15 protein-coding genes are annotated in these 23,650 nt (G+C 66.5%); 13 read left to right on the forward strand and 2 right to left on the reverse strand.

Annotated features, from left to right (window positions below):
• Positions 1-47: 47 nt before the first annotated feature.
• Positions 48-1,460 carry an amidase gene (locus HLH35_RS15410; protein ID WP_182979985.1) on the reverse strand — a complete coding sequence of 471 codons (1,413 nt, stop codon included), beginning with the start codon at positions 1,458-1,460 and terminating at the stop codon, positions 48-50.
• Between the two features lie 18 nt (positions 1,461-1,478).
• Entirely contained in the window at positions 1,479-3,863 is a 2,385-nt protein-coding gene (locus HLH35_RS15415; RefSeq protein ID WP_182979986.1) for a TonB-dependent receptor, read from the reverse strand.
• Positions 3,864-4,155: 292 nt separating this feature from the next.
• On the opposite strand from HLH35_RS15415, the gene HLH35_RS15420 reads away from it, so the two are divergent.
• The 13 genes from HLH35_RS15420 to HLH35_RS15480 all read left to right on the forward strand — a co-directional run bounded on the left by HLH35_RS15420 (position 4,156) and on the right by HLH35_RS15480 (position 23,491).
• A complete protein-coding gene (locus HLH35_RS15420; protein ID WP_182979987.1) occupies positions 4,156-5,151 on the forward strand; it encodes a LysR family transcriptional regulator in 996 nt (331 codons plus the stop codon).
• A gap of 124 nt (positions 5,152-5,275) precedes the next feature.
• On the forward strand, positions 5,276-5,479 hold the full coding sequence (locus HLH35_RS15425) for a DUF3311 domain-containing protein (RefSeq protein ID WP_182979988.1): 204 nt from the start codon (positions 5,276-5,278) through the stop codon (positions 5,477-5,479).
• Positions 5,472-6,863 carry a sodium:solute symporter family protein gene (locus HLH35_RS15430; RefSeq protein ID WP_182979989.1) on the forward strand — a complete coding sequence of 464 codons (1,392 nt, stop codon included), beginning with the start codon at positions 5,472-5,474 and terminating at the stop codon, positions 6,861-6,863. Before HLH35_RS15425 ends, HLH35_RS15430 begins: the two co-directional genes overlap by 8 nt.
• A gap of 15 nt (positions 6,864-6,878) precedes the next feature.
• Entirely contained in the window at positions 6,879-7,328 is a 450-nt protein-coding gene (gene cynS, locus HLH35_RS15435; protein ID WP_182979990.1) for a cyanase, read from the forward strand.
• Between the two features lie 458 nt (positions 7,329-7,786).
• On the forward strand, positions 7,787-9,439 hold the full coding sequence (locus tag HLH35_RS15440) for an NAD(P)-binding protein (RefSeq protein ID WP_246385144.1): 1,653 nt from the start codon (positions 7,787-7,789) through the stop codon (positions 9,437-9,439).
• Positions 9,436-13,059 (forward strand): pyruvate:ferredoxin (flavodoxin) oxidoreductase, encoded by a 3,624-nt coding sequence (gene nifJ, locus HLH35_RS15445; protein ID WP_246385145.1) that lies wholly within the window; start codon positions 9,436-9,438, stop codon positions 13,057-13,059. The genes HLH35_RS15440 and nifJ overlap by 4 nt, the downstream gene beginning before the upstream one ends.
• A 216-nt stretch (positions 13,060-13,275) precedes the next feature.
• Positions 13,276-14,286, forward strand: a complete 1,011-nt coding sequence (locus HLH35_RS15450; RefSeq protein ID WP_182979992.1) for a dihydroorotate dehydrogenase-like protein — start codon at positions 13,276-13,278, stop codon at positions 14,284-14,286.
• A gap of 110 nt (positions 14,287-14,396) precedes the next feature.
• Positions 14,397-15,764, forward strand: coding sequence for a bifunctional enoyl-CoA hydratase/phosphate acetyltransferase (locus HLH35_RS15455; protein WP_182979993.1), 1,368 nt, complete (start codon positions 14,397-14,399; stop codon positions 15,762-15,764).
• An 86-nt stretch (positions 15,765-15,850) separates the two neighbouring features.
• Positions 15,851-17,128 (forward strand): MFS transporter, encoded by a 1,278-nt coding sequence (locus HLH35_RS15460; RefSeq protein ID WP_182979994.1) that lies wholly within the window; start codon positions 15,851-15,853, stop codon positions 17,126-17,128.
• A 33-nt stretch (positions 17,129-17,161) separates the two neighbouring features.
• Entirely contained in the window at positions 17,162-18,151 is a 990-nt protein-coding gene (locus HLH35_RS15465; protein ID WP_182979995.1) for an HlyD family secretion protein, read from the forward strand.
• Positions 18,148-20,928, forward strand: a complete 2,781-nt coding sequence (gene rbbA / locus HLH35_RS15470) for a ribosome-associated ATPase/putative transporter RbbA (protein WP_338029369.1) — start codon at positions 18,148-18,150, stop codon at positions 20,926-20,928. The genes HLH35_RS15465 and rbbA overlap by 4 nt, the downstream gene beginning before the upstream one ends.
• Positions 20,925-22,052, forward strand: a complete 1,128-nt coding sequence (locus HLH35_RS15475; protein WP_182979996.1) for an ABC transporter permease — start codon at positions 20,925-20,927, stop codon at positions 22,050-22,052. Before rbbA ends, HLH35_RS15475 begins: the two co-directional genes overlap by 4 nt.
• Positions 22,053-22,063: 11 nt before the next feature.
• On the forward strand, positions 22,064-23,491 hold the full coding sequence (locus tag HLH35_RS15480) for a TolC family protein (protein WP_338029370.1): 1,428 nt from the start codon (positions 22,064-22,066) through the stop codon (positions 23,489-23,491).
• The last annotated feature ends 159 nt before the right edge of the window (positions 23,492-23,650 follow it).

Below are 23,650 nucleotides of genomic sequence, written 5' to 3' on the forward strand. Positions count from 1 at the left end.
TTTTCATCGGGTAGCGGACCTTGTGCGACGGGGCGTTCAGGGGACGTTCAGGCGAGGGGCGGGGGCTGGGGGGATTCGCCGGGCCAGTGGGGCACGCGTCCATATTCCTGTTCGAACCACCGGCCCAGGCGGATGGCCTGCAGGTCGGCGAAGCGCCTTGTGACGATCTGCAGCCCGATGGGCGTGCCGGCGCGCGAGAAGCCGCAATTGAGGGTGAGGGCCGGCTGTTCGGACATGTTCCACGGCAGGGTGAAGGCGCAATGTTCGAACGGGAGGGATGGATCGTTGGTGGGCGAGGCCCAGTCGGCCGGGAAGGAGAGGTTGGGCGTGGTGGGGGACAGGACCACATCCACCGTGTCGAACAGGGCGGCGCAGGCCTGGCGCAGGGTGAAGGTGCCGCCGAAGCCGCGTGCGGCCTCCACGCCCGTGACATGGGCGCCCGCGCTGACCCATTCTAGGATATAGGGCAGGATGCGTGCGCGCCGTTTTTCGGGCAGCCGACTGACCTCGTCCCAGAATTTGGCGCGCCAGAACAGGTCGATGCCGTCGAGGATGTCCCGCGTGAGGACGGGTGGCGCTGCGACTATGGTGGCGCCCGCGCGGGCGAACAGGGTGGCGGCGTTTTCGATGGCGGCGGCGATTTCCGCATCGGCCCCGAGGCCGCAGCCGGCATCCAGCATCACGCCCACGCGCAGCCCGGCCGGCGAAAGGGGGGCGGCCGACCAGGCGATGGCCTCGTAGGGCAGGGCGGTGGCATCGCGCGAGTCGGGCAGGGTGAGCGGCCCCATGGCCAGGGCGGCATCCGCCATGCCGCGCGTCATGGGGCCGGCGCAGCGGCCGGTATAGTAAGGATCGATGGGGATGCGGCCCAGCGTGGGCTTGAAGCCCACCGTGCCGCACCATGCGGCGGGCAGGCGTACCGAGCCGCCGATATCGGTGCCGACATGGATGGGCCCGTAGCAGGCCGCCGCCGCCGCCGAGGCGCCGGCGGAAGAGCCGCCCGGATTGGTGGCGAGGTTCCACGGGTTGCGCGCCAGCGTATGGAAGCTGGAGAGGCCGGAGGAGAGCATGCCGTAATCGGGGATGGTCGTCTTGGCGAAGATGATGGCGCCGGCCTCGCGCAGGCGGGCGGCGCAGGGGGCGTCGGCCGGGGCGGGGGAGAGTTCCACCGCCGCCGTGCCCAGGGGTACGGGGTCGTTGGCCGTGGCGATCAGTTCCTTGACCGTGACGGGCACGCCGTCCAGCACGCCCATGGGCTGGCCCTGCTGCCAGCGCGCGGTGGAGGCGGCGGCCTGGGCTTCGGCCTGTTCGGGCCGCCAGAGATAGAGCGCGCCGAGCGTTGGTTCCCAGCGGGCGATATGGGCGTTGAGCGCGCGCATCACCTCGGTGGGCGTGAACATGCCCGTGGCGTAACCGGTGAGCATTTCCGTCGCGTCGAGGGCAAAGAGGGGTTTCGTCATGACTGGCGCCCTGCCTGTTCAGTAGGAAATGGCGGCGCGGACGCCCCAGATCGCGGGCATGCCCGCAAGGGCCACCGTGTCGCCGTTGACGAAATAATTGCGCTCCACGTCGTAGCGTTTGTTGAAGATATTGTTGCCGAAAGCCGCGACCGTCCATCGGTTGTTCTTCGGCCCGAAGGAGAGGTTGGCCCCCCAGAGCGTGTAGCCCGCCACATTGTAGAGCGGCCCGAACAGCGAGCGGTAGGTGGAGCGCAGCGAATAGTTCATGCTCGTGGTCAGCGTATAATCGCCCATGGACCAGCGATAGGCGGCCGAACCGTTGAGCGTGAGCTTGGGGGCCGGCAGGCTGTCGCCCTTGCGGCTGGCATAGACGCCGACATAGGTGCCGTTGATGCGGTCGGCCCGCAGGATGGAATAGAAATTGTCGAACTGGCCGATGGCCCAGCCGCCGGACTGGGTGAGGGTCAGGCCCGGCAGCGGCGACCATTCGGCCTCGAACTCCAGCCCATAGAGATGGGAGTGGGGGGCGTTGACGATGGAGCCCACCAGACCGGTCTGCGGGTTGACCACGGCGGACTGAATCTGCTGGCCGTGATAATCGTAATAGAAGGAGGAGAGGTTCAGCCGCAGGTTCTGCCGAGGCAGGTCGAGCTTGTTTCCCAGTTCCCACGCATCGATGGTCTCGGCCTTGAAGGGCTTGGTGGAGATCTGCGGTGCGGCGGTGTTGTAGGTGGTGAAGCCGCCCGACTTGATGCCGTGGCTGTAGGAGGCATAGAGCATGTCGTTGCGGATGGGGATATACTGGATCGCGAACTTCGCCGAGGGCTTGGTGTAGTCGTAATGCTGGCGCGGGCCGAACGGCGCGTTGCCGGGGTCCGACCCGGAGAGCATGTAGGACTGGAAATCATAGAGGCTGCGGGCCTCGTGCTCGATCCGCAGGCCGCCGGTGATGGAGAGCTTGTCCAGCAGCCTGTAGGTGGCCTGGCCGAAGCCGCTGATGGTGTTGACCATCTGTGAATATTTCACCACGCGGTCGAAGCCGTAGGCGTTCATGAAGCCGGAATGGTACTGATCGGACAGGTACTGGTTGGAATAATAGATGCCGCCCACCCAGGACAGGCGTGACGGGCCGCGTGAGGTGAAGCGCAGCTCGTTGGAGAACACGTTGGCGCGGGACTGGTAATAGACGTCGGCGATGGCAAGCGACGAGGCATCGTAATTGTCGTATTCCTGGCGGGCGGCGGCATCGTAGCTGGCCAGCTCGGTCAGGCGGAAGGCGGCGAAATCCTGGTCGATGCGCAGGGACAGGCCGCCGGTGTCGATATGCGAGAACGGTTTGGCGTTGGGGCTGATGCCGATCTCGCGCGCGAATTGCGGGGAGGTGCCCCAATGCGCGATGTCGCGGTCGGTATCCGCCGGGTAGATGGGATAGGCGTTGCCATACAGGATGTTGAGCGACCGGAGCGGCGAATAGAGATGCAGGCCGTTGGCATCCGAGCGGTCGCGGCTGCCATGGATGTTCAGCGTCACCTTCATGCTGTCGGTGGGGGCGGCCTCCACGAGCAGGCGGGCGGCGCCGCGATCCACATTGCCCAGATGCGCGCCCTGGTCGTCATGCTGCCAGGCGCCGCCCTGCTGGGTCTGTCCTGACAGGCGGACCTTGATGTATCGCCCCACCGGGCCGGAGAGATAGCCCTCGACCTTGCCGGCATCGAACCGGCCGTACTGGCCGGTCAGCCCGGCGTGGAAACTGTCGGTCGGGTGGTTGAGGATATAGTTGATGGCGCCGCCCGTGGTGTTGCGGCCGTAGAGCGTGCCCTGCGGGCCGCGCAGCACCTCGACCCGGCTGATGTCGAACATCATGCCGTTGCTGGCGAAGGGCACCGGGTTGGCGACTTCGTCGAGATAGATGCCCACGGTGGGCGCGTTGTTGCTGGCATAATCGTTGAAGCCCACGCCGCGAATTGTGAAGGCCGGCTGGCCGCTGCCGAACTGGGGCGTCACCTGCAGGGATGGCGTGAGATATTGCAGGTCGAACACGGTGTTGACGTTGCGGGCCACCAGGTCCCTGCCGGTGATGACGGCGATGGAGCTTGGCACGTTCTGCGCGTTCTGGCTGCGGCGATCGGCGGTGACGGTGATGGCCTCCAGCCGGCTGGTGCTTTCGGCGGGTCGGGGAGGCGTCGCCGCCGGCGGGTGGATGGTGGCGGTGTTCGGCCGCGCCTTGGCGGGATGGGCCGGCCGGGAGGCGGCCGTTCCGGTATCGGGCGCGGGGGTGGCGGCGGCGGCGGCCACGCCGGGCGCGCCCATGCAGAGGATGGTGGACAGGGCGGCACGCAGCGGCAGGCGGACGGTGCGGGCGGGCAGGGCGCCGCCGGGTGCGATCAGGTTCACGGGAGGCATGCGCGGTGTCTCCGGGCTGACCCATGTCAGCATAGGGGTGATGCGATGGGGCATGGTTGCATGGTCGAAATAAAATGCGTGAGTTCGAAAAGCGGAGCAGAGTAGAACGGTTTCCGTAACACCCCGGCGACGTGCGGTGGTGTATGATCTGGCGTGCCGGCGGTGGCGTATATGACGGGATGCGGGGCGGGGTGCAATAACGGTTGCCTCGGCGGGTGGTCTGCTTCACATTGTTGTTGAATCATAATGATATGTGGCGCGCCACGCGTCAGACTGTTTCCGGGTGGCTGCCATGGATCTGAAAGCCCTGCGTGTTTTCATCGAGGTTTCGCGGACAGGCTCGTTGCGGCAGGCAGCACAGCTTCTGGGCATGTCGCCGGCTGCCGTGGCGCGCAAGCTGGATCATCTGGAATATTATTTTCGGACCCCGTTGCTCGACCGCTCGCCCAGCGGCATGGCCCTGACCGAAGCGGGCGAATTGCTGGCCGAGCGCGCGCGCCTGACCCTGGGCGACATGGATACCACGCGCCAGCTGATCGACGACCTGCGCGGCCTGCGGCGCGGCAGCGTGTGCATCTACGCGGGCGGTGCGCTGGTTTCCGAACTTCTGGTGCCGATCCTGACCGAGATCCATGACCGCTATCCCGGCCTGCGTTTCCGGGTGAGCGAAGGGCGCACCAAGGAGCTGTTCGAGGCCCTGCGCCATGGCGAGGCCGATCTGGGCGTGGCCATTTTCTCGCCCGAGAGCGCCAGGCCCTATGTACAGGCGAGTACGCCGCTGGAGCATGCCGCGATCGTGGGGGCGGACCATCCGCTGGCGACGATGCGGGGTGTTACCCTGCGCGATGTCGTGCGCCATCCGCTGGCGGTGCCCGATGCATCCTATTCGGTGCGGCAGGAGATGGAGCGTGTGGCCCGGAGCAACGGCCTGAGCATCGACCCCGTTTTCGTCACCGGATCGTTGATCGTGCAGAAGGAACTTGCCCTGCAGGGGCGGGCGGTGCTGATCCTGCCGCCGGAATGTTTTCGCCGCGAGATCGAAGCCGGGTCGCTCAGGAGCGTGCCCCTGCTGGGCGAGGACCGCATCGGCACCAGCCTGGATGTGTGCCGCCATCCCGACCGCGCCCTGACCTATGCCGCGCGTGCCCTCAACACGGCCCTGCTGGAGCATATGCGCCGGCGTGAGAAGGGGGTGGGCGGCCCGGACGCATGCTGGCAGACTATGGGCGTCTCCGACCCGATCGGTGGGGGCGGGCCCGATATGGCCGGGCTGCGGTATCGGGCATGAACCCGCATGACACGGCCGGAATCCGCATGGGAGCGGCACGGACCGGCATGTTGGCCGGATCTTCGTCCGGCACAATTCCGCATGGGAGGGCAGCGCACTGAAGCCGCGATTGACAGAGGGACGCATGAGAGATGTGTGGCGTGTCGGCCTGGGGGTTGGCGTGCCGTTCGGCGCGATCGTGCTGTTGCTGCCCATCCTGAGTTCCAGCCGCCTGCTGATCTTCGGGGTGCCGCTGGTGGTGTGCTGGCTGTTCGGCTGGTTCTTCCTGACGTCGCTGTGCATGGTCGTCGTCTGGCTGGCGTTCGATCGCGGAGGGGATGATGGCTAGTATCGTCTTCTTCCTGGTCATTCTGCTGTCGATCCTGGTGGCGCTGTTCTCGCGGCGTGGCCATGGGCACCAGGACAGCCGCGATTTCTTCGTGGCGTCGGGGCAGTTCGGCGGCATCCTGGTCTTCATGCTGGCGGTGGGGGAAACCTACAGTATCGGCAGCATCATGGGGTTTCCGTCGGCGGCCTACAGCACCGGCACGTCCTTCATCATCTGGTTCCTCAGCTATATCGTGCTGGCCTATCCGGTCGGTTATTTCATCAATCCGCTGATCTGGCGGGTGGGGCGGCATTACCAGGCCCTGACCATGGCCGATCTGTTCCGTGCCCGTTTCGGCAGCGTCGGGCTGGAACGGCTGGTGGTGCTGACGGCGATCCTGTGCCTGCTGCCGTTCGGCGAATTGCAGATCGTCGGCCTGCTGCGCGTCATCGACCAGTTCCACTGGGCGTTGCCCGAGCAATGGACGACCACCGCCGCCGCCGGGCTGACCTTCGCCTGGATCATGCTCTCGGGCATCCGCGCGCCGGCCTATGTCTCGGTGATCAAGGACAGTCTGGTGCTGATCGCGGTGACGGTGGTGGGGCTGGCCGCGTTGCGGGCGGGGGGCATGGCGCATCTGCCGCCCGTGGACTGGAGCGGCCATCCGGTCGCGCTGCGGGACCAGATCTATGCGCTTTCCACCATTCCGCTCCAGGCCGTGGCGTTCTGTGTGGCGCCGCAGACGGTTGCCTTCGTGTTCACCGCGCGCTCGGCGCGGACGGTGCGCCGCAACCAGATCGTCATGCCGCTGTATATGGTGATGTTTCCGTTTCTCTATCTGGTGGCGCTGTATGCGCGCTCGGCGGCGCTGCCGGTGCCGTCGCCCAATGCGGTGTTCATGGTGGCGGCCGGGGCGCTGCTGCCTGATTGGATGGTGGGGCTGGCCGCCGGTGCTTGCGCATTGTCGGGACTGGTGATCCTGGCCGGTACCTGCCTGGCCATCGGCCCGCTGGTGTCGCGCAACCTGCTGCATGGGCTTTCCGATGCCGGGCAGCGGCGGGGGGCGCAGGCGGTGATCGCGTTCTATCTGCTGTTCTCGATCCTGGCGGCGGAGCATCTGTCCGGCCTGATGGTGACGCTGACCAGCTTCTATTATCTGGGGGTGTCGCAATTCATCCCCGGCATTGCCGCGATCATCTGGCGCTGGCCGCTCTCGGCCCGGGCGCTGGGCGCCGGGCTGGTTGTCGGCGATGTCGTGGCCATGGGTGGTGCGCTTGCGGGTTTGCAGCCGGCCGGGCTCAATACCGGAATGGTCGGGCTGGTGGCCAATCTGCTGGTCGCAGGCGCGATCTGGTGGATGGAACGCCGGAAGCGTGTCGCGGGGCCGGTTTCCGAGACCGTCTGACGAAGGGAGACGCGCATGTATACCAGCCGGGAAGACGTCACCGAGGCGATCGTGATCGCCCGGGTTCGCAAGGGCCTGAACTGGGCCGATATCGCCCGGCAGGTGGGGCGCAGCAAGGAATGGACGACCTGCGCCTGTCTGGGGCAGATGGTGTTTTCGGAGGATGAGGCGCGGACGGTCATCGGCCTGTTCGACCTGGACCAGGCGGCGCTGCCCTGGCTGTGCGCGGTGCCGTACAAGGGCAGTTTCGACGGCGGGGCGCCCGGCGATCCTCTCTTGTATCGCTGGTATGAGATGCTCAGCGTCTACGGGCCGGCGCTGAAGGAACTGATCCATGAGGAATTCGGCGACGGAATCATGAGTGCGATCGATTTTCGCATGCAGGTCGGGCGCGAGGCCGATCCGGCGGGCGATCGGGTTCAGGTCACGATTTCCGGCAAGTTCCTGCCCTACAAGCCATACTGAAGCCGAGGCGAGCCGCCGGGCCGGCCCCTTCTCGGGCTTGCCTGCGTCGCTATGGTGGCCCTTCGGGGCTCGGTTCATGATTGCTGCCGACGGTCAGCAAGGGATTTCCTGTCGGCGCATCACGATTTGCCCTGGTGGGCGCGGTGCCTGTCGCTCGTGGCGACCTGCGGGCCGTGCCGGGACCTGGCGGGGTGTGTTCGCCATGGCCATCCTGATGACAGATAAAAGAAATTTGTGACGATTGACTTCGGTCAAACGGCTCCCGGCCTGTTCGATGTTATGACAAATCCGGCGAATCCTTGAGCGGGTATCCGATCCTGGGGCGAGGATTTATCTGGATCGGTATCGAAACAATGATCTCGCGATATCGGTCGTGCGGCAGGAGGCTTGTCACGCGCTCATAATGCGCGGGCGGGCCCGACGGGCTGGGGGTGGGGATGGCTTTGAAACTTGATGACATGACGCAGGTGCTGCAGGAGACGACGCGGCGCGGGGTCGGCAGCCGGCGCTGGCAGAAGCCCGTCTACAGGCATTTCCTGCCGCCCTGTAACCATGCCTGCCCTGCCGGCGAGGACATTCAGGGCTGGCTGGCCCTGGCCCAGGCGGGCGAGTACGAAAAGGCCTGGCGGGCGCTGGTGGCCAACAACCCGATGCCCGCCATTCATGGGCGGGCCTGCTATCATCCGTGCGAAGGCGGGTGCAATCGGGGCGAGCTGGATTCGCCGGTTGCCATCCATGCGGTCGAGCGGTTTCTGGGCGATCTGGCGGCCGAGACGGGCTGGCAGGTCTCGGTTGCACCCGCCACCGGCAAGAAAATTCTGGTCGTGGGCGCGGGGCCGGCCGGTCTGTCCTGTGCGTGGCATCTGGCCCGGATGGGGCATCAGGTGGAAATCCGCGATGCGGCCGAGCAGCCGGGTGGGATGATGATGTACGGCATCCCGGCCTATCGCCTGCCGCGTGACCCGATGAACAAGGACATTGCGCGCATCACCGGCCTGCCGGGCGTGACGCTGCGCTGCGGGCAACGGGTGGATGACGTGGTGCGCGCGAAGCAGGAAGGCGGGTTCGACGCCGTGTTTGTCGGCGTTGGCGCGCAACTGGCCAACCGGCTGAACATCCCGGCCATGGATGGCCGGAAGATGACCGATGCGATCAGTATGCTGGGCGCTGTCAGTCGCGGCGGGCGACCGGCGCTGGGGCGCGTGGTGGCGGTGGTCGGCGGCGGCAATGTGGCGATGGATGCCGCGCGCACGGCGCGGCGGCTGGGTGCGACCGATACGGTCATTATCTTCCGCTATGATCCGCAGCATATGGAAGCCCTGCCGGCCGAGGCGGCCGAGGCCGTCGCCGAGGGGGCGAAGGTGCGCTGGCTGAGCGTGGTCGATCATTTCGGTGCCGATGGGCTGGTGGTCGAGAAGGTGACCATGAACCCCGACGGCAGCGTGACGCCGACCGGCGAGACGGAGCGGCTGGCGGCCGATGCGGTGGTGCTGGCGGTGGGGCAGCATAGCGACCTCGGCCTGCTGGCCGATGCCGTGGGGGTGAAGGTGCAGAAGGACGGCACCGTCGCCGTGGATGCCGAGCTGATGACGGGACAGGCGGGCATCTTTGCCGGCGGCGACTGCATCGGCGGTGCGCGGACCATGACCACGGCGACGGGGCATGGCAAGCTGGCGGCGCGGGCGATCGATGCGTGGCTGGCCGGTGGGACGTATGAACACCCGGCGTCGCATCCGCTGGTCCGTTTCGACATGCTGCATCTGCCGGATTATCGCGATGCGCCGCGCAGTGTGCAGGCGGAGCGACCGGTGGCCAAGCGCATGGGCTTCGACGAGGTCGATGCCGGGCTGGATGCGCGCCATGCCCGCTATGAGGCGCAGCGCTGCCTTTCGTGCGGCAATTGCTTCGAATGCGACAATTGCTATGCCGCCTGTCCGGAGCAGGCGATTACCCGGCTGGGACCGGGGCAGGGCTATGCGGTGTCGATGGATCTGTGCACCGGCTGTGCCACCTGTTTCGAGCAATGTCCCTGCCATGCGATCGAAATGGAGCCGGAACCGGCCGGCCAGGATTCCGCCCCGGCGCCGTCGGGATTCAAGGTGCGGGCATGAGCGACATGACAGGAACGGAGAAGGTCGGCATGACCGAACAGACCGCCACGATGGATGGCAACACCGCCGTCGCGCATGTGGCCTATCGGGTCAACGAGATCTGCGCCATCTATCCCATCACCCCGTCTTCGCCGATGGCGGAACTGGCCGATGCCTGGTCGGACCAGGGGCTGCGCAACATCTGGGGCGATATCCCCGAAGTGCAGGAAATGCAGGCCGAGGGTGGGGCCGCGGGCTGCGTGCATGGGTCGTTGCAGAGCGGTGCCCTGACGACGACCTTTACGGCGTCGCAGGGGCTGATGCTGATGCTGCCCAACATGTACAAGATCGCGGGCGAGTTGACGGCCACGGTCTTCCATGTCGCGGCGCGGGCGCTGGCGGCGGGCGGGTCGTCGATCTTCGGCGACCATCAGGATATCATGGCGGCGCGGCCGACGGGTTTCGCGATCCTGGGTGCGGCCTCGGTGCAGGAAGGGCATGATCTGGCGCTGATCGCGCAGGCGGCGACGCTGGCGGCGCGGGTGCCGTTTATCCATTTCACCGACGGGTTCCGCACGTCGCACGAATACAATATGCTGAAGATCATGCCGGACAGTGTGATCCGGGCCATGATCGACGACGATCTGGTGCATGCCCATCGCGGCCGCGCGCTGACGCCGAACAATCCGTTTATTCGCGGCACCTGGCAGAATCCCGATACCTATTTCCAGACGCGCGAGGCGGTGAACCCGTACTATGCGAAGGTGCCGGGTATCGTGCAGGAGGTGATGGACAAGCTCGCCGCCCAGACCGGCCGCGCCTATCGCCTGTTCCGCTATGATGGGCCGGCGGATGCCGAGCGTGTGATCATCAGCATGGGATCAGGCGCGGAAGTGGTGCGGGAGACCGCGCTGTGGATGAATCGCCAAGGAGCGAACCGGCCCGGCGAGAAGGTGGGGGCGTTGCAGGTGCTGCTCTATCGCCCGTTCTCGGCCGAACATTTCCTGGAAGCCCTGCCGCCCGGCGTGAAGTCGATTGCGGTACTCGACCGCACCAAGGAACCGGGCGCGCCGATGGAGCCGCTTTATGCCGACGTGCTGGGCGTGCTGGCGCAGGCGTTCGGCACCGGGCGGATTGCCGCGATGCCGCGTGTGATCGGCGGGCGCTACGGGTTGTCGTCGCGCGATTTCAATCCGGGCATGGTCAAGGCGGTCTTCGACGAGCTGGCGAAGGCGACGCCGAAGAACAATTTCACGCTCGGCATCGATGACGACGTGAGCCACACCACTCTGGAATATGACCAGAATCTGGATATCGAGCCGAAGGATACCGTGCGCTGCCTGTTTTACGGGCTGGGCGCCGATGGCACGGTGGGTGCGAACAAGAACAGCGTGAAGATCCTCAGCGAGCAGCCGGGACGGTTCGCGCAGGCCTATTTCGACTATGATTCGCACAAATCGGGGGGCGAGACGATTTCGCACCTGCGGTTCGGCACGGCGCAGATCGCCGCACCCTATCTGATCCGGCATGCGGATTTCGTGGCCTGTCACAAGTTCGAATTCCTGTTCAAGCGCGATATCCTCGGGCCGGCCATCGATGGCGCGACGTTCCTGCTGAACAGCCCCTATGGGCCGGACGCGGTGTGGGACAAGCTGCCGCGCCGGGTGCAGGACCAGATCGTGGCCAAGAAGCTGCGTTTCTTCGTGATCGATGCCTCCGACGTGGCCTTGAAGATCGGGCTGGGGCCGCGTGTGAACACGGTGTTGCAGACCTGCTTCTTCCATCTGTCCAAGGTGTTGCCGCCCGAGGAGGCGGTGGCGCAGATCAAGCATTTCATCACCAAGAGCTATGGCGCCAAGGGCGATGCGGTGGTGAAGCTGAATTTCGCCGCCGTGGACGCGGCGGTGGCGGCGCTGCACGAGGTGATTGTGCCGCAGGTGGCTGCCGGCACCGTGGCGATGCCGCCGATCGTGCCGGCGACCGCGCCGTTGTTCGTGCGGGAAGTCACGGGCGAGATCATGGCCAGCCGGGGCGAGGCGATTCCGGTCAGCAAGATCCCGGCCGATGGGACGTTCCCCTGCGGTACCACGCAATATGAAAAGCGCAATATCGCGGTCGAGGTGCCGATCTGGGATCAGGATGCGTGTATTCAGTGCGGCCAGTGCAGCATCGTCTGTCCGCACAGCGTGATCCGCGCCAAGATCTATGATGAGGATGCGCTGGAAGGGGCGCCGGAGCATTTCCGCTCGGCGCCGGTCAATGCGCGCGGTTATCCGGATTCCCGTTTCTCGCTGCAATTCTATGTCGAGGATTGCACCGGTTGCGGCGTGTGTGTGGAAAACTGCCCCGCCATTGCCGAGGATGGTGTGCATCGGGCCATCAATATGGGCGAGAAGCTGCCGATCCTGGAGCAGGAGCGGAAGAATATCAGTTTCTTCGAAACCCTGCCGACGCCGGACCGGACCTTTGTGAACCAGGCCAATGTCCGGGGCGTGCAGTTGCTGGAGCCGCTGTTCGAGTTCAGCGGGGCCTGCGCGGGCTGTGGCGAGACGCCGTATCTGAAGCTGATCTCGCAGCTTTTCGGCGACCGGATGCAGATCGCCAACGCCACGGGCTGTTCGGCGATCTATGCCGCCAATATGCCGGCCCATGCGTGGAAGGCGAACGCCGAAGGGCGCGGGGTGGCGTGGGCGAATTCGCTGTTCGAGGATAATGCCGAATTCGGGCTGGGTTTCCGCCTGGCGGTGGACAAGCAGACCGGGCTGGCGCGCGACCTGCTGACCCGGCTGGCGCCGAAGGTGGGCCAGGATCTGGCGGATGCGATCCTGGCGAAGACGCAGCACACCGAACGCGATTATGCCGAGCAGCGTGAGCGTGTGGCAGCCCTGAAGCAGCGCCTGGCGCCGCTGGACGGGCCGGATGCGAAAAACCTGCTGATCCTGGCCGATTTCCTGGTCCGGCGTTCGATCTGGATCGTTGGTGGCGATGGCTGGGCCTACGATATCGACTATGGCGGGCTGGACCATGTGCTGGCGCAGGGCCGCAATGTGAATGTGCTGGTGCTGGATACCGAGGTCTATTCGAACACCGGTGGTCAGTCCTCCAAGGCGACGCCGCTGGGGGCGAGTGCCAAGTTCGCGGCGGCCGGCAAGCGGGTGCCGCGCAAGGATCTGGCGTTGCAGGCCATTTCCTACGGCACGGTCTATGTGGCGCAGATCGCGCTGGGGGCGAATTCGGAACAGGCGCTGATCGCGATGCGCGAGGCCGAGGCTTATGACGGGCCGTCGCTGATCCTGGCTTATTCGCAGTGTATCGCGCACGGGATCGACATGCGCACCGGCATGAAGCAGCAGGCGCGGGCGGTGGCATCGGGATACTGGCCGCTGTTCCGCTTCGACCCCACGATGCGCAGGAGCGGGTTGAATCCGTTCCGGCTGGATTCGCCGCGTCCGCGTATTCCGCTGAAGGAGTATGCCTATCGCGAGTTGCGGTACAAGACCCTGCTGCGCACGCATCCGGAATCGGCCGGGCATCTGCTGCAGCAGGCCGAGGCGGCGGCGCAGGAGCGTTATCGCATCTATGAGGATATGGCCGCCCGTGACGGCAGCCGGTTTCTGCCCCACTGGGAAGACGTTCCCTGAGTTTCTGCCCGTAAACGCGCGCTGGTGGCGATCCGGCGCGCGTTTCCTGTGCTCCGATGCTCACGGCCATCAAGGCCGCTCCGCTTCGGTGCTCGGAAACGCACGACGGACGCGGCCCGTTGGGCCGCTCTCGCTCACCAGCCCACGTTTCCGGGCAGAAACTTCGATTTTCTCAGGCCGATTTTTTGGAATCCGCTAGCGGAGAGAGTTAAAGACATGGATTTGAGCACGACTTATCTCGGTCTTGAGCTGAAGCATCCGATTGTCGCTTCGGCGTCGCCGCTCAGTGCCGAGCTGGACGGCATTTTGCGGCTGGCGGATGCGGGGGCGGCGGCGATTGTGCTGTCGTCGATCTTCGAGGAGCAGATCATCGCCGAGGAACTGGCCGAGGCGGTCATGATGGATCTGGGCACCGATTGCCAGCCGGAAGCGGCGGGGTATTTGCCGCCGGCCCCCGGCGGCAATGTGCTGGACGGGCGGTTGGAGACGCTGCGACAGGCCGCCGAGCGGGCGGGGGTGCCGATCATTGCCAGCCTGAATGGCTGTTCGGCCAGCGGGTGGGTCGATTTCGCCCGTAAGCTGGAGCAGGCGGGGGCGTCGGCGATCGAACTGAATATCTATCGCGTGCCGGCCGATCCGATGGAAAGCGGCCCCTCGGTCGAGGCGGCGGCGCTGGAGATCCTGCGCCGGGTGAAGGCGGCGGTGGGTGTGCCGGTGAGCGTGAAGATGGCGCCCTTCTTCAGCGCGCCTGGTCATATGGCGGCGCGGTTTGCCGAAGAAGGTGCGGACGGGCTGGTGCTGTTCAACCGGTTCTATGGTCCCGACGTCGATCTGGCGGCGCTGACGGCGCGTGATGACCTGCATCTGAGCAATCCGTACGACATCCGCCTGCCGCTGATGTGGGTCGGGCTGCTGGCGCGGCGCATTCCGACTTCGATCGCGGCTTCGACCGGGGTCTGGAGCGGTGGGGACGTGGTGAAATACCTGCTGGCGGGCGCGGATGCGGTCATGACCACCTCCGCGCTGCTGCGCCATGGGCCGGGGCATCTGGCCACGCTGCTGGGTGCGCTGCGGGGCTGGATGGAGCGCCGGGGCCATGAGTCGGTCGCGTCCTTCAAGGGGCAGCTTGCGGCCGGAGGGCAGCCTGACGAGGCGGCGCAGTTCCTGCGTGCCCAGTACCGGACGATCCTGACCAGCTATGACGCGCAGGCGGCGTCTCAATTATAAAACCGGGACCGGCGGGGTCGTTTTGACCGGGATCAACGCGGCCCGTCCGTTCACCGGTATCATGACGGGGAATTGATCGTTCGGCCCTTCTGTCCAAAGGAATAAAGCTGGTGGATGAGACCCAGGAACTTGTGACCAACCGGTTGTTCAAGGATATCGCGGTCGGCGAGAAATCCGATCTGACCGAGATCCTGACACGCGACAATGCGGACCTGCTGGGCGGATGGCAGCCCGATGGGGCCGGGGTGGAGACGGCCTCGGTCAGCCAGTCGGTGGCGAGCGTGTGGATCGGCATTCTGGTCATGCGGCTGGTCAGCACCCGCTTTCCGGGGGTCGGCAGCGTGGTGCGCAGCTATGCGCTGACGCTGGAAGGCGGATTGTCGGTGGGCGACCGGGTTGTCGTCACCTGCCAGGTGATGGCGAAGCACGAGACGGATGCGCTGCTCGACCTGTCCTTCGTCTGCGTGCGGCAGGATGGGGGCGAGGTTGCGCGGGGCACGATGCAGATCGTGGCGCCCGAGGCGCCGCAATCGGTGATGATGGCCTGTTCGTCGTTCGAGCATATCGTCACGCATCGCCGCTTTCGCGCCCTGTGCGAGAAGGCGGCCCAGTTGCCGGTCCTGCCGATCGCGGTGGCCTATCCGTGCGACGATCTGTCGCTGCGCTCGGCCTGCGATGCCGCCAAGCGCTGCCTGGGGCAGCCGATCCTGGTCGGGCCGAAGGCGCTGATCGAGTCCGTTGCCAAGGAATCCGGCCTGTCGATCGAGGGGTTGGAGATCGTCGAGGCCGAGGACCCGCATACCGCCTCGGCCCAGGCTGTCGCACTGGTGCGCTCGGGGCGGGCACGGATGCTGATGAAGGGGGCGGTGCATACCGACGTGCTGCTGCACGAGGTCGTGGCGCGCCCGACCGGCCTGTGTGGCGAGCGGCGGTTGAGCCATGTCTTTGTCATGGATGTGCCGTTCTATGACCGGCTGCTGATGATCAGCGATGCGGTCGTGAACATCGCACCCGATGTGCGGGCCAAGCATGACATCGTGCAGAACGTGATCGATTTCGCGCATGTGCTGGGGCTGGCGGAACCGCGCGTTGCCATTCTGTCGGCGGTGGAGACCGTCAACCCGGCGATCCAGTCGACGCTGGATGCGGCCGTGCTGTCGAAGATGGCGGACCGCAAGCAGATTACCGGCGGGATTGTCGATGGCCCGCTGGCCTTCGACAATGCGGTGAACCTGAATGCCGCCAGGATCAAGCATATCGAATCTCCGGTGGCTGGGCGGGCGGATATCGTGATTGTCCCGACGCTGGAGGCGGGGAACATGCTGGCCAAGGAACTGTCGTTCCTGGCCGGTGCGGATGCCGCAGGCGTGGTGCTGGGGGCGAAGGTGCCGGTGATCCTGACCAGCCGCGCGGATTCCGAGCAGGCCCGGCTGACCTCCTGCGCCATCGCCCTGATCATGGCCCATGGCATGACGTGATTCCGGCCTCCCTGCGTGGAGGATGTCCTTTTCGATTCGGTATAATAACAAAAACCCGCCATTGCCTGGCGAGGGAGGATACGCCGATGAATATGGTTTCCACGTTGCCGCCATCCGCGCAGCCATCGGGCGGTGTGCAGGCGAAAGGGGGCTTTCAGCCCGGCTATATCCTCGCCTGGGCTTTCTGCCTGCTGTTCTATTTCCTGCAATATTCCGTCCGCTCGGCGCCCAGCGTCATGATGGACGAGCTGACCGCCACCATGGGGCTGACGACGGCGGGTCTGGGGTCGTTGCTGGGGCTGTATTACTATACTTATTCCGCCTGCTCGCTGATTTCGGGCGCGTCGATGGACCGGTGGGGTGCCAAGCTGGCGATCCCGGTCGGCACGCTGGTGCTGGCCGTGGGGATTGCCATGTTCGGCGCCGGGCCGGTGTGGATGGCGGAACTGGGGCGCCTGTTGCAGGGCGCCGGGGCGGCCTTTGCCTTTGTGGGCGCGGTTTATCTGGCCTCGCACGGTTTTCCGGCGCGTTATCTGGCGACCGCGATCGGCGTGACCCAGTGTGTGGGCATGCTCGGCGGGGCGATGGGGCAGTCTACCGTGGCGTGGCTGATCCATGGCGTCGTGAGTTGGCGGTCGTTCTGGGTTTATGCCGGGGTGGCGACGGCGATTGTGGCGGTGGCCATCTTCCTGGGCACGCCGCGTCCGGAAAAGAGTGCGTCGAGCGGGCGGGGGTCGATGCTGGCGCCCTACAGGGTCGTGCTGGGCAACCCGCAATCCTGGCTGTGCGGCCTGTGTTCGGGCCTGCTGTTCCTGCCGACCACGGTGGGCAGCATGACCTGGGGCGTGTCCTTCATGACGCATGGGTGGCACATGAGCTACCATGAGGCCGTCAGCCGGGCGGCGATGGTGCCGATCGGCTGGGTCTTCGGCTGCCCCGTCCTGGGGTATCTGGCCGATCATCTGGGGCGCCGGAAGCCGGTGCTGTTCGGGGGGATCGTGGTGATGCTGCTGTCCTCGGCCGCGATCATCTATCCGCCGCCCGGATTTTTCCCGCCTTACATCCTGGCCTTCATCCTCGGCTTTGCGTCGGGTGCGGCGATGATCCCCTATAGCGTCATCAAGGAGGTCAATCCCGACAGTGTGAAGGGCAGCGCCACGGGGGCGATCAATTTCCTGGTATTCGTCATGAGTGCGGTGGCGTCGCCGCTGTTCGGATGGTTCCTGCAAAGGCTGGCCGGCGCCGGAGGACTGACGGAGACGGTCTTTCGCGAGGGATTTTCGGTCGGCGTAGCGGGGATCGTGCTGGCCGGCGTGGTGGCCCTGTTTCTCCGCGAGACCGGAGCGGCGGTGCGGGCGGGGTAGTGTCGGATCGGGATGAACAGGGATCGGGCGGAGATGGCGCGGAGAATCCTCATTGCCGCCGGTGTGGCCGGTCTGGTGATCGTCGCCGGTGCCATCGGGTGGCTGTGGGTTGCGCATGCGGACCGGTCCGTGCCGGGTCTGTATCATTCCAACGGGCGGCTTGAGCTGACGCGGATCGACGTTGCGGTGAAATATCCGGGGCGGGTCGGCGCGCTGGACGCGCAGGAAGGCGATATGGTCGCGCGGGGGCAGGTGCTGGCCCGCGAAGACGATGATGAGGCGCGGGCCCAGCTTGCGGCGGCCATGGCCCGGCAGGGGCAGGCCGAGGCGGCGACGGGCCGGGCGCAGGCGGAACTGGCGGCGCGGACCCAGGCCGCCCTGCTGGCGGGCGACGAGCTGGCCCATGCCCGTACCATGCGGCGCGAGATGCTGGTCTCGGACATGGAAGTGACACAGCGGCAGACCGCGTTCGACGTTGCCGAACGCGCGCGCGACGGCGCGGCGCAGGCAGTGCAGGAAGCCGGTCGCGCGGTGGATGCGGCGGCGGCGATGGTGACGCAGGCGCGGGTGGTGGTGGAGGATATGGTGATTCATACCCCGGTCGCGGGGCGGATCGAATATCGTGTGGTCGAGGCCGGCAGTGTCCTGCCGGCGGGCGGGCGGCTCTATTCGCTGCTGGACCCGGTCGATCCGTATCTGACGGTCTTCTTCCCGGCGCGGGTGGCCCGGCAGCTCCGGGTGGGGGATGAGGCGCGGATCGTGTTCGATGACCTGGAGACCGGGCCGGTCGCGGCCCGGATTTCCTATGTCTCGCCCGAGGCGCAGTTCACGCCGAAATATGTGGAGACGGCAACCGAGCGCGAACAACTGGTCTATCGCGTCCGGCTGCGGGTGGAGCGGGCGGCCCAGAAGGCGCTGGGCGGGGTGCTGAAGGCCGGCATGACGGGGGAGGGGTATGTGCGGACCGAGGCCACGGCGCCCTGGCCGGCATCCCCCGCCGGAGCGCATCGGGCCGTGCCGTGAGCGACGCCCCGCCCCCGACCGGCGTGCCGCCTGCCGCGTCGCACGGGGCGGGGATACGGGTTGCCGGTGTACGGCATCGCTATGGGCGGGCCGAGGCGCTGCGTGAGGTGTCGATCGACCTGCCGGCGGGCACGACCATCGGCGTCATCGGGCCCGACGGGGTCGGCAAATCCACGCTGCTGGGGTTGATCGCCGGGGTGCGGCGCCTGCAGGCGGGGCGGGTGGTGACGCTGGGATGCGACATGGCCGACCGGCGGGCGCGGGAGGCTTTTCTGGGCCGGGTTGCCTTCATGCCTCAGGGATTGGGGAAGAATCTTTATCCGACGCTGTCGGTGCGGGAGAATATCGATTTCTTCGCCCGTCTGTTCGGGCTGGATGCGGCGACGCGGCAGGCGCGGATTGCGCAGTTGCTAGACGCGACCGGGCTGGCGCCCTTTCCGGATCGTCCGGCGGCCCAGCTTTCGGGCGGGATGAAGCAGAAGGTCAGCCTGTGCTGCGCGCTGGTGCATGACCCGGACCTGCTGATTCTGGACGAGCCGACGACCGGCGTCGATCCGCTGTCGCGCCGCCAGTTCTGGACCCTGGTGGACCAGTTGCGCGCCCGGCGGCCGGGCATGAGCGTGATCGTCTCCACGGCCTATATGGAGGAGGCAGAGCGGTTCGACTGGCTGGTGGCGATGAAGGATGGAAGGGTGCTGGCCTGCGACCGGACCGGGTCCATCCTGCGCCGTACCGGCCGCCCCACACTGGAAGAAGCCTATGTGTCGCTGCTGCCGGAGGCCGAGCGGGTGGGGGCGTCCGCCCTGTCGATCCCGCCCTATCGCGACCCCGGTGGGGGGCCGGCGATCGAGGCGGAGGGGCTGACCAAGCGGTTCGGGCGTTTCGTTGCCGTCGATCATGTCAGTTTTCATATCGGGCGGGGCGAGATCTTCGGGTTTCTCGGCTCCAATGGCTGCGGCAAATCGACCACGATGAAGATGCTGACCGGCCTGTTGGATGTGAGCGAGGGCAGCGCCAGGGTCTTCGGCCGGCCGGTGCGGGCCGGCGATCTGGAGAGCCGGATGCGCATCGGCTACATGTCGCAGGCTTTCTCGTTGTACGAGGAGCTGACGATTCGGCAGAATCTGATGTTGCAGGCGCGGCTTTTTCGTTTTTCGGTCGGTGAGTCGGAGCGGCGGGTGCAGGCGGCGCTGGCGGATTTTGCGCTGGAGGGGGTGGCCGATCTGCGGCCGGGGGGATTGCCGCTGGGTGTCCGTCAGCGCCTGCAACTGGCGGCGGCGTGCATCAACGACCCGTCGATCCTGATTCTGGACGAGCCGACATCGGGTGTGGACCCCGCCGCGCGGGAGATGTTCTGGAAACATCTGGTCGCGCTGTCGCGCGGGAAGCAGGTGACGATCTTTGTCTCCACCCATTTCATGAACGAGGCCGCGCGCTGCGACCGGATCTCGTTCATGCATCGGGGCCGGGTGCTGGCGGTGGGCGCGCCTGAGGCGCTGGTGCAGGCGCGGCATGCGGCGACGCTGGAGGATGCCTTTGTCGCCTGCCTGGAAGAGGCCATGGCAGGGGACAAGGACAGCGTGCCGGTGGGGGAGGCGGCCGTTCCCGGCATGGCCCCGGCAGGTCGGCACGTGCCGGCGACGGGGATCGGGGGCTGGGTGGCGCGGGCCTACGCATTCGGCCGACGCGAGGCGGTGGAATTGCTGCGCGACCGGCTGCGGCTGCTGTTTGCCGTGGGTGGGCCGGTCGTGCTGCTGCTGATTGCGGCCTTCAGCATTTCGTTCGACGTGAACACGATCCGTTTCACGGTTTGCGACCATGACCACACGCAGGCCAGCCGGGAGCTGGTGGAGCAGTTCCAGGGGTCGCCCTATTTCGTGCAGCAGGCTTCGTCGCCGGATCGTGCCGCGCTGGAGGCACGGCTGCGGCGTGGGGAGGCGGATATCGGGATCGATATTCCTGCCGCCTTCGGCCGCGATGTGGCGGCCGGGCGGGACCCGGCGGTGGGGCTTGCGATCGACGGGGCGGTGCCGTTCCTGGGCGCGAATATCCGCGCGTATGCCGAAGGGGTGGTCATGCAGTATGAGCAGGCCATGATGAGTGAGAAGGGGGTGATCCGGCTGGAGCCGTCGCCGGTCCAGGTGCTGCCGCGCTTTGTCTATAATCAGGAATTCCGCAGTGTTTACGCCATAACGCCCGGAATCATCATGCTGGCGCTGATCCTGATCCCGACCATGCTGACGGCGCTGGGCGTGGTGCGGGAGAAGGAAATCGGCTCGATCATGAATCTCTACGCCTCGCCGGCCACGGTGGGGCAGTATCTGCTGGGCAAGCAGATGCCCTATGTGCTGGTGGCGTTGGTGGCCTATGCGGCGCTGGTGCTGCTGTCGGTGACGTGCCTGGGTGTGCCGCTGAAGGGGTCGTTGCTCGCGCTGTCGGTGGGGGCGTTGCTGTATCTGTTCGCGGCGACCGGGCTGGGGCTGCTGGTTTCGGCCTTTACGACCTCGCAGGTGGCGGCGATCTTCGGGGCCGCGCTGATCTGCCTGATTCCCGGTGTCAATTTCTCGGGCCTGCTCTATCCGGTCTCGACCCTGTCGGGCCTGGGTTATGGGGTCGGCGTGGTCTTTCCCGCCGGGTGGTTTCAGATCATCAGCCTGGGCAGTTTTACCAAGGGGGTGGGGGCTGCGACGTTTACCACCGCCTATCTGGTGCTGGCGGCCTCGGCGATGGGCTGCATGCTGGGCGCGCGGCTGCTGATCCGGAAGCAGGAGCCATGAGGCGCTGGGGGATTACCGTCTGGCTGCTGTGCCGCAAGGAGGCGCTGAGCCTGCGCCGCGATGGCGTGCTGCTGGGGCTGATCGTCTTTGCCTTTACCGCCGCGATCCTGATCGTTGCCTATGGGGTGAAGGCGGAAGTGTCGCACGCCACCATCGCCTTCATCGACGAGGATGGGTCCACGCTCTCGCGCCAATTGCGCGAAGGGGTGCAGGAACCTTATTTCCAGGCGCCGGTCCTGGTGGACCGCAGGACGGCGCGGGAGCGGCTGGACCGGGGGACGCTGATCTTCGTCGTCGATGTGCCGCCGCGTTTCGAGGCCGATCTGCTGGCCGGGCGGGCGCCGTCGCTGGATATCCAGGTCGATGCCACCGCGATGACCCAGGCGGGGCTGGGGGTGGTGTATCTGCAGGAGATCTTCCTGCAGCGGATCGCCGATGCGATGCCGCGCCCGGTTGCGGGGCCCGCGCCGCCCTTTCATCTGGTGCCGCGCATCCGCTTCAATCCGAATTCGGAATCCGCGTGGTTTACATCGGTCATGCAGATCGTGACCGATGTGACCGTGCTGTCGATCATCCTGGTCGGTGCGGCCGTGATCCGCGAGCGGGAGCATGGCACGATCGAGCATCTGCTGGTGCTGCCGGTATCGGCCGGCGAGATCGCGGTGGCCAAGATCATTGCCAATGCGCTGGTGATCTTCGTGGCCGCCCTGCTGTCCCTGCTGCTGGTGGTGCATGGCTGGCTGGGGGTGCCGCTGGCCGGATCGCTCGGCCTGTTTGCCGTTTGCCTGTTCGCCTATGTGATCGCGGTTTCGGCGCTGGGGATGATGCTGGCCACCATCGCGCCGGCGATGCCGCAGTTCGGGCTGCTGGCAGTGCCGGTTTACGCCGTGGCGTATCTGCTGTCGGGTGCCGCGACGCCGGTGGCGAACATGCCCACCCTGCTGCAGCACGCCATCAGCGTGCTGCCGACGACGCAGTTCGTCAGCCTGACGCAATCGATCCTGTATCGGGGCGCGGGGCTGGAAACGGTGTGGCTGCCGCTGCTGGTGATCCTGATATCGGCTGCGCTGTTCCTGCTGGTCGCGCTGGTTCGGTTTCGGTCCATGCTGGCCCGGCAGGGGTGAGGAGAGTTGGCGTGACACGATTTCGACCCCTCCGCCTGTGGCCGGCGATCCTGGCGCTGGGCGTGGTTCTTGCCGGTGGCTGTGCCGTAAAGGACAGTGCCGCGCCGCCATCGCGGGTTGTACTGCCTGCACGGTTTGCCGAGGCCCCGGTCACGGGTGGGATGCATGCGGATCTGGGCCGCTGGTGGACGCAGTGGCACGATCCGGTGCTGGATCGGCTGGTCGACGACGCGCTGGCGGCCAATCCGGACCTGGCCGTGGCGCGCGATCATGTCCGCCAGGCCCGCGCCTATGTGGCGGTGGCGCGTTCGGCGTTGTACCCGACGGTGGGGGCGACCGGCGATATCGCGGGGGGCGGGCTGGGCTGGAGCAATCCGGCCGTGCCGGCGGCGCTGGCGCCCAATCTGGGCGATCCGGCGACGGATGGGCATCTGGCCGGGCTGGCGGCGGCGTGGGAGCCCGATATCTTTGGCGGTCGTGCCGCCGATCTGCGGGCTGCGCGGGCCGCTGCCCAGTCGGTGGAGGAGCAGCTTCACGGCACGCGCATGCTGGTGGCCGCCGATGTGGTGGAAAATTATGTCGCGTCGGTGGACGATCTGCGCCGTGTGGCGCTGATCGATCGTGCGGCGGCGGTGCTGGATCGCATGGAGGCCTATGCCGGGGCGCGGATGGCGGCGGGGCAGGCGACGCGGGCGGATATGGACGCCATCCGTGTCCGGCGGCGGACGGTGCTGGCGGCGCGGCCGCTGCTGGTGGCCGATGTGGATACGCGGCGGCGGCGGATGGCCGTGCTTTCGGGTCGGCTGCCGGAGCAGGCGCCCGTTATTCCCCAGCCGGCTTTGTTCGTGATCCCGCCCGTGCCTGTTGGCATTGTGCCCGTTGCGGTGATGGATCGGCGGCCCGATATTCGGGCGCGGCGGGATCTGGTCCGGGCCGCGCTGGAGCGGTTGCGCAGTGCGCGGACCGATCTGCTGCCGCGTTTCGGCCTGGAATTCTTCGGGGGCAACGGGCGGTTGCGTTTTGACGGATTGCCCGGCCTGTCGGGCAGTGGCGGGCTGATGGCGTTGACGACCTATCTGCCGCTTTTCACCGCCGGGCGGATTCACGCGCAGATCGATGTTGCCGATGCGCGGCTGGATGAAGCCGTTACGCTCTATGACCAGGCCTTGCTGACGGCGCTGTCCGAGGTCGAGAGCGCCTATGAAAGCCGGGCGGCTTTGGACGCGCAGGGGGCGGGCCTGTCGGCCGCGCTGGCGGTGGCGCGGCGCGCGGCCGAGGATCGGCTGGGCCTGTTCGATGGTGGGCGATCGACGTTGCTGGATGTGTTGCAGGCGCGACTGGATGCCGTTGCGATCGAGGATGCGGGGGTACGGTCGGAAGATGGGCGGGCCATGGCGACGATCAGGCTGGCGGTGGCCCTGGGTGGAGGGACCCTTTGACAAAATAATTGGGGTGCAGGGCCTCAGGCCCTGCCGGGTCCAGGGCAGCGCCCCATAGGCGCGAAGGTAATGGATTGAATTGAGTGTCCGACTTATGATTCAAGAGAAAGATGCGTTCTGTATCTCTTCTTGGCGGGGATTGGGGGTCTGTTGTCCGCG

Source organism: Gluconacetobacter asukensis, assembly GCF_014174375.1.
In the GTDB taxonomy this organism is placed as follows: domain Bacteria; phylum Pseudomonadota; class Alphaproteobacteria; order Acetobacterales; family Acetobacteraceae; genus Gluconacetobacter; species Gluconacetobacter asukensis.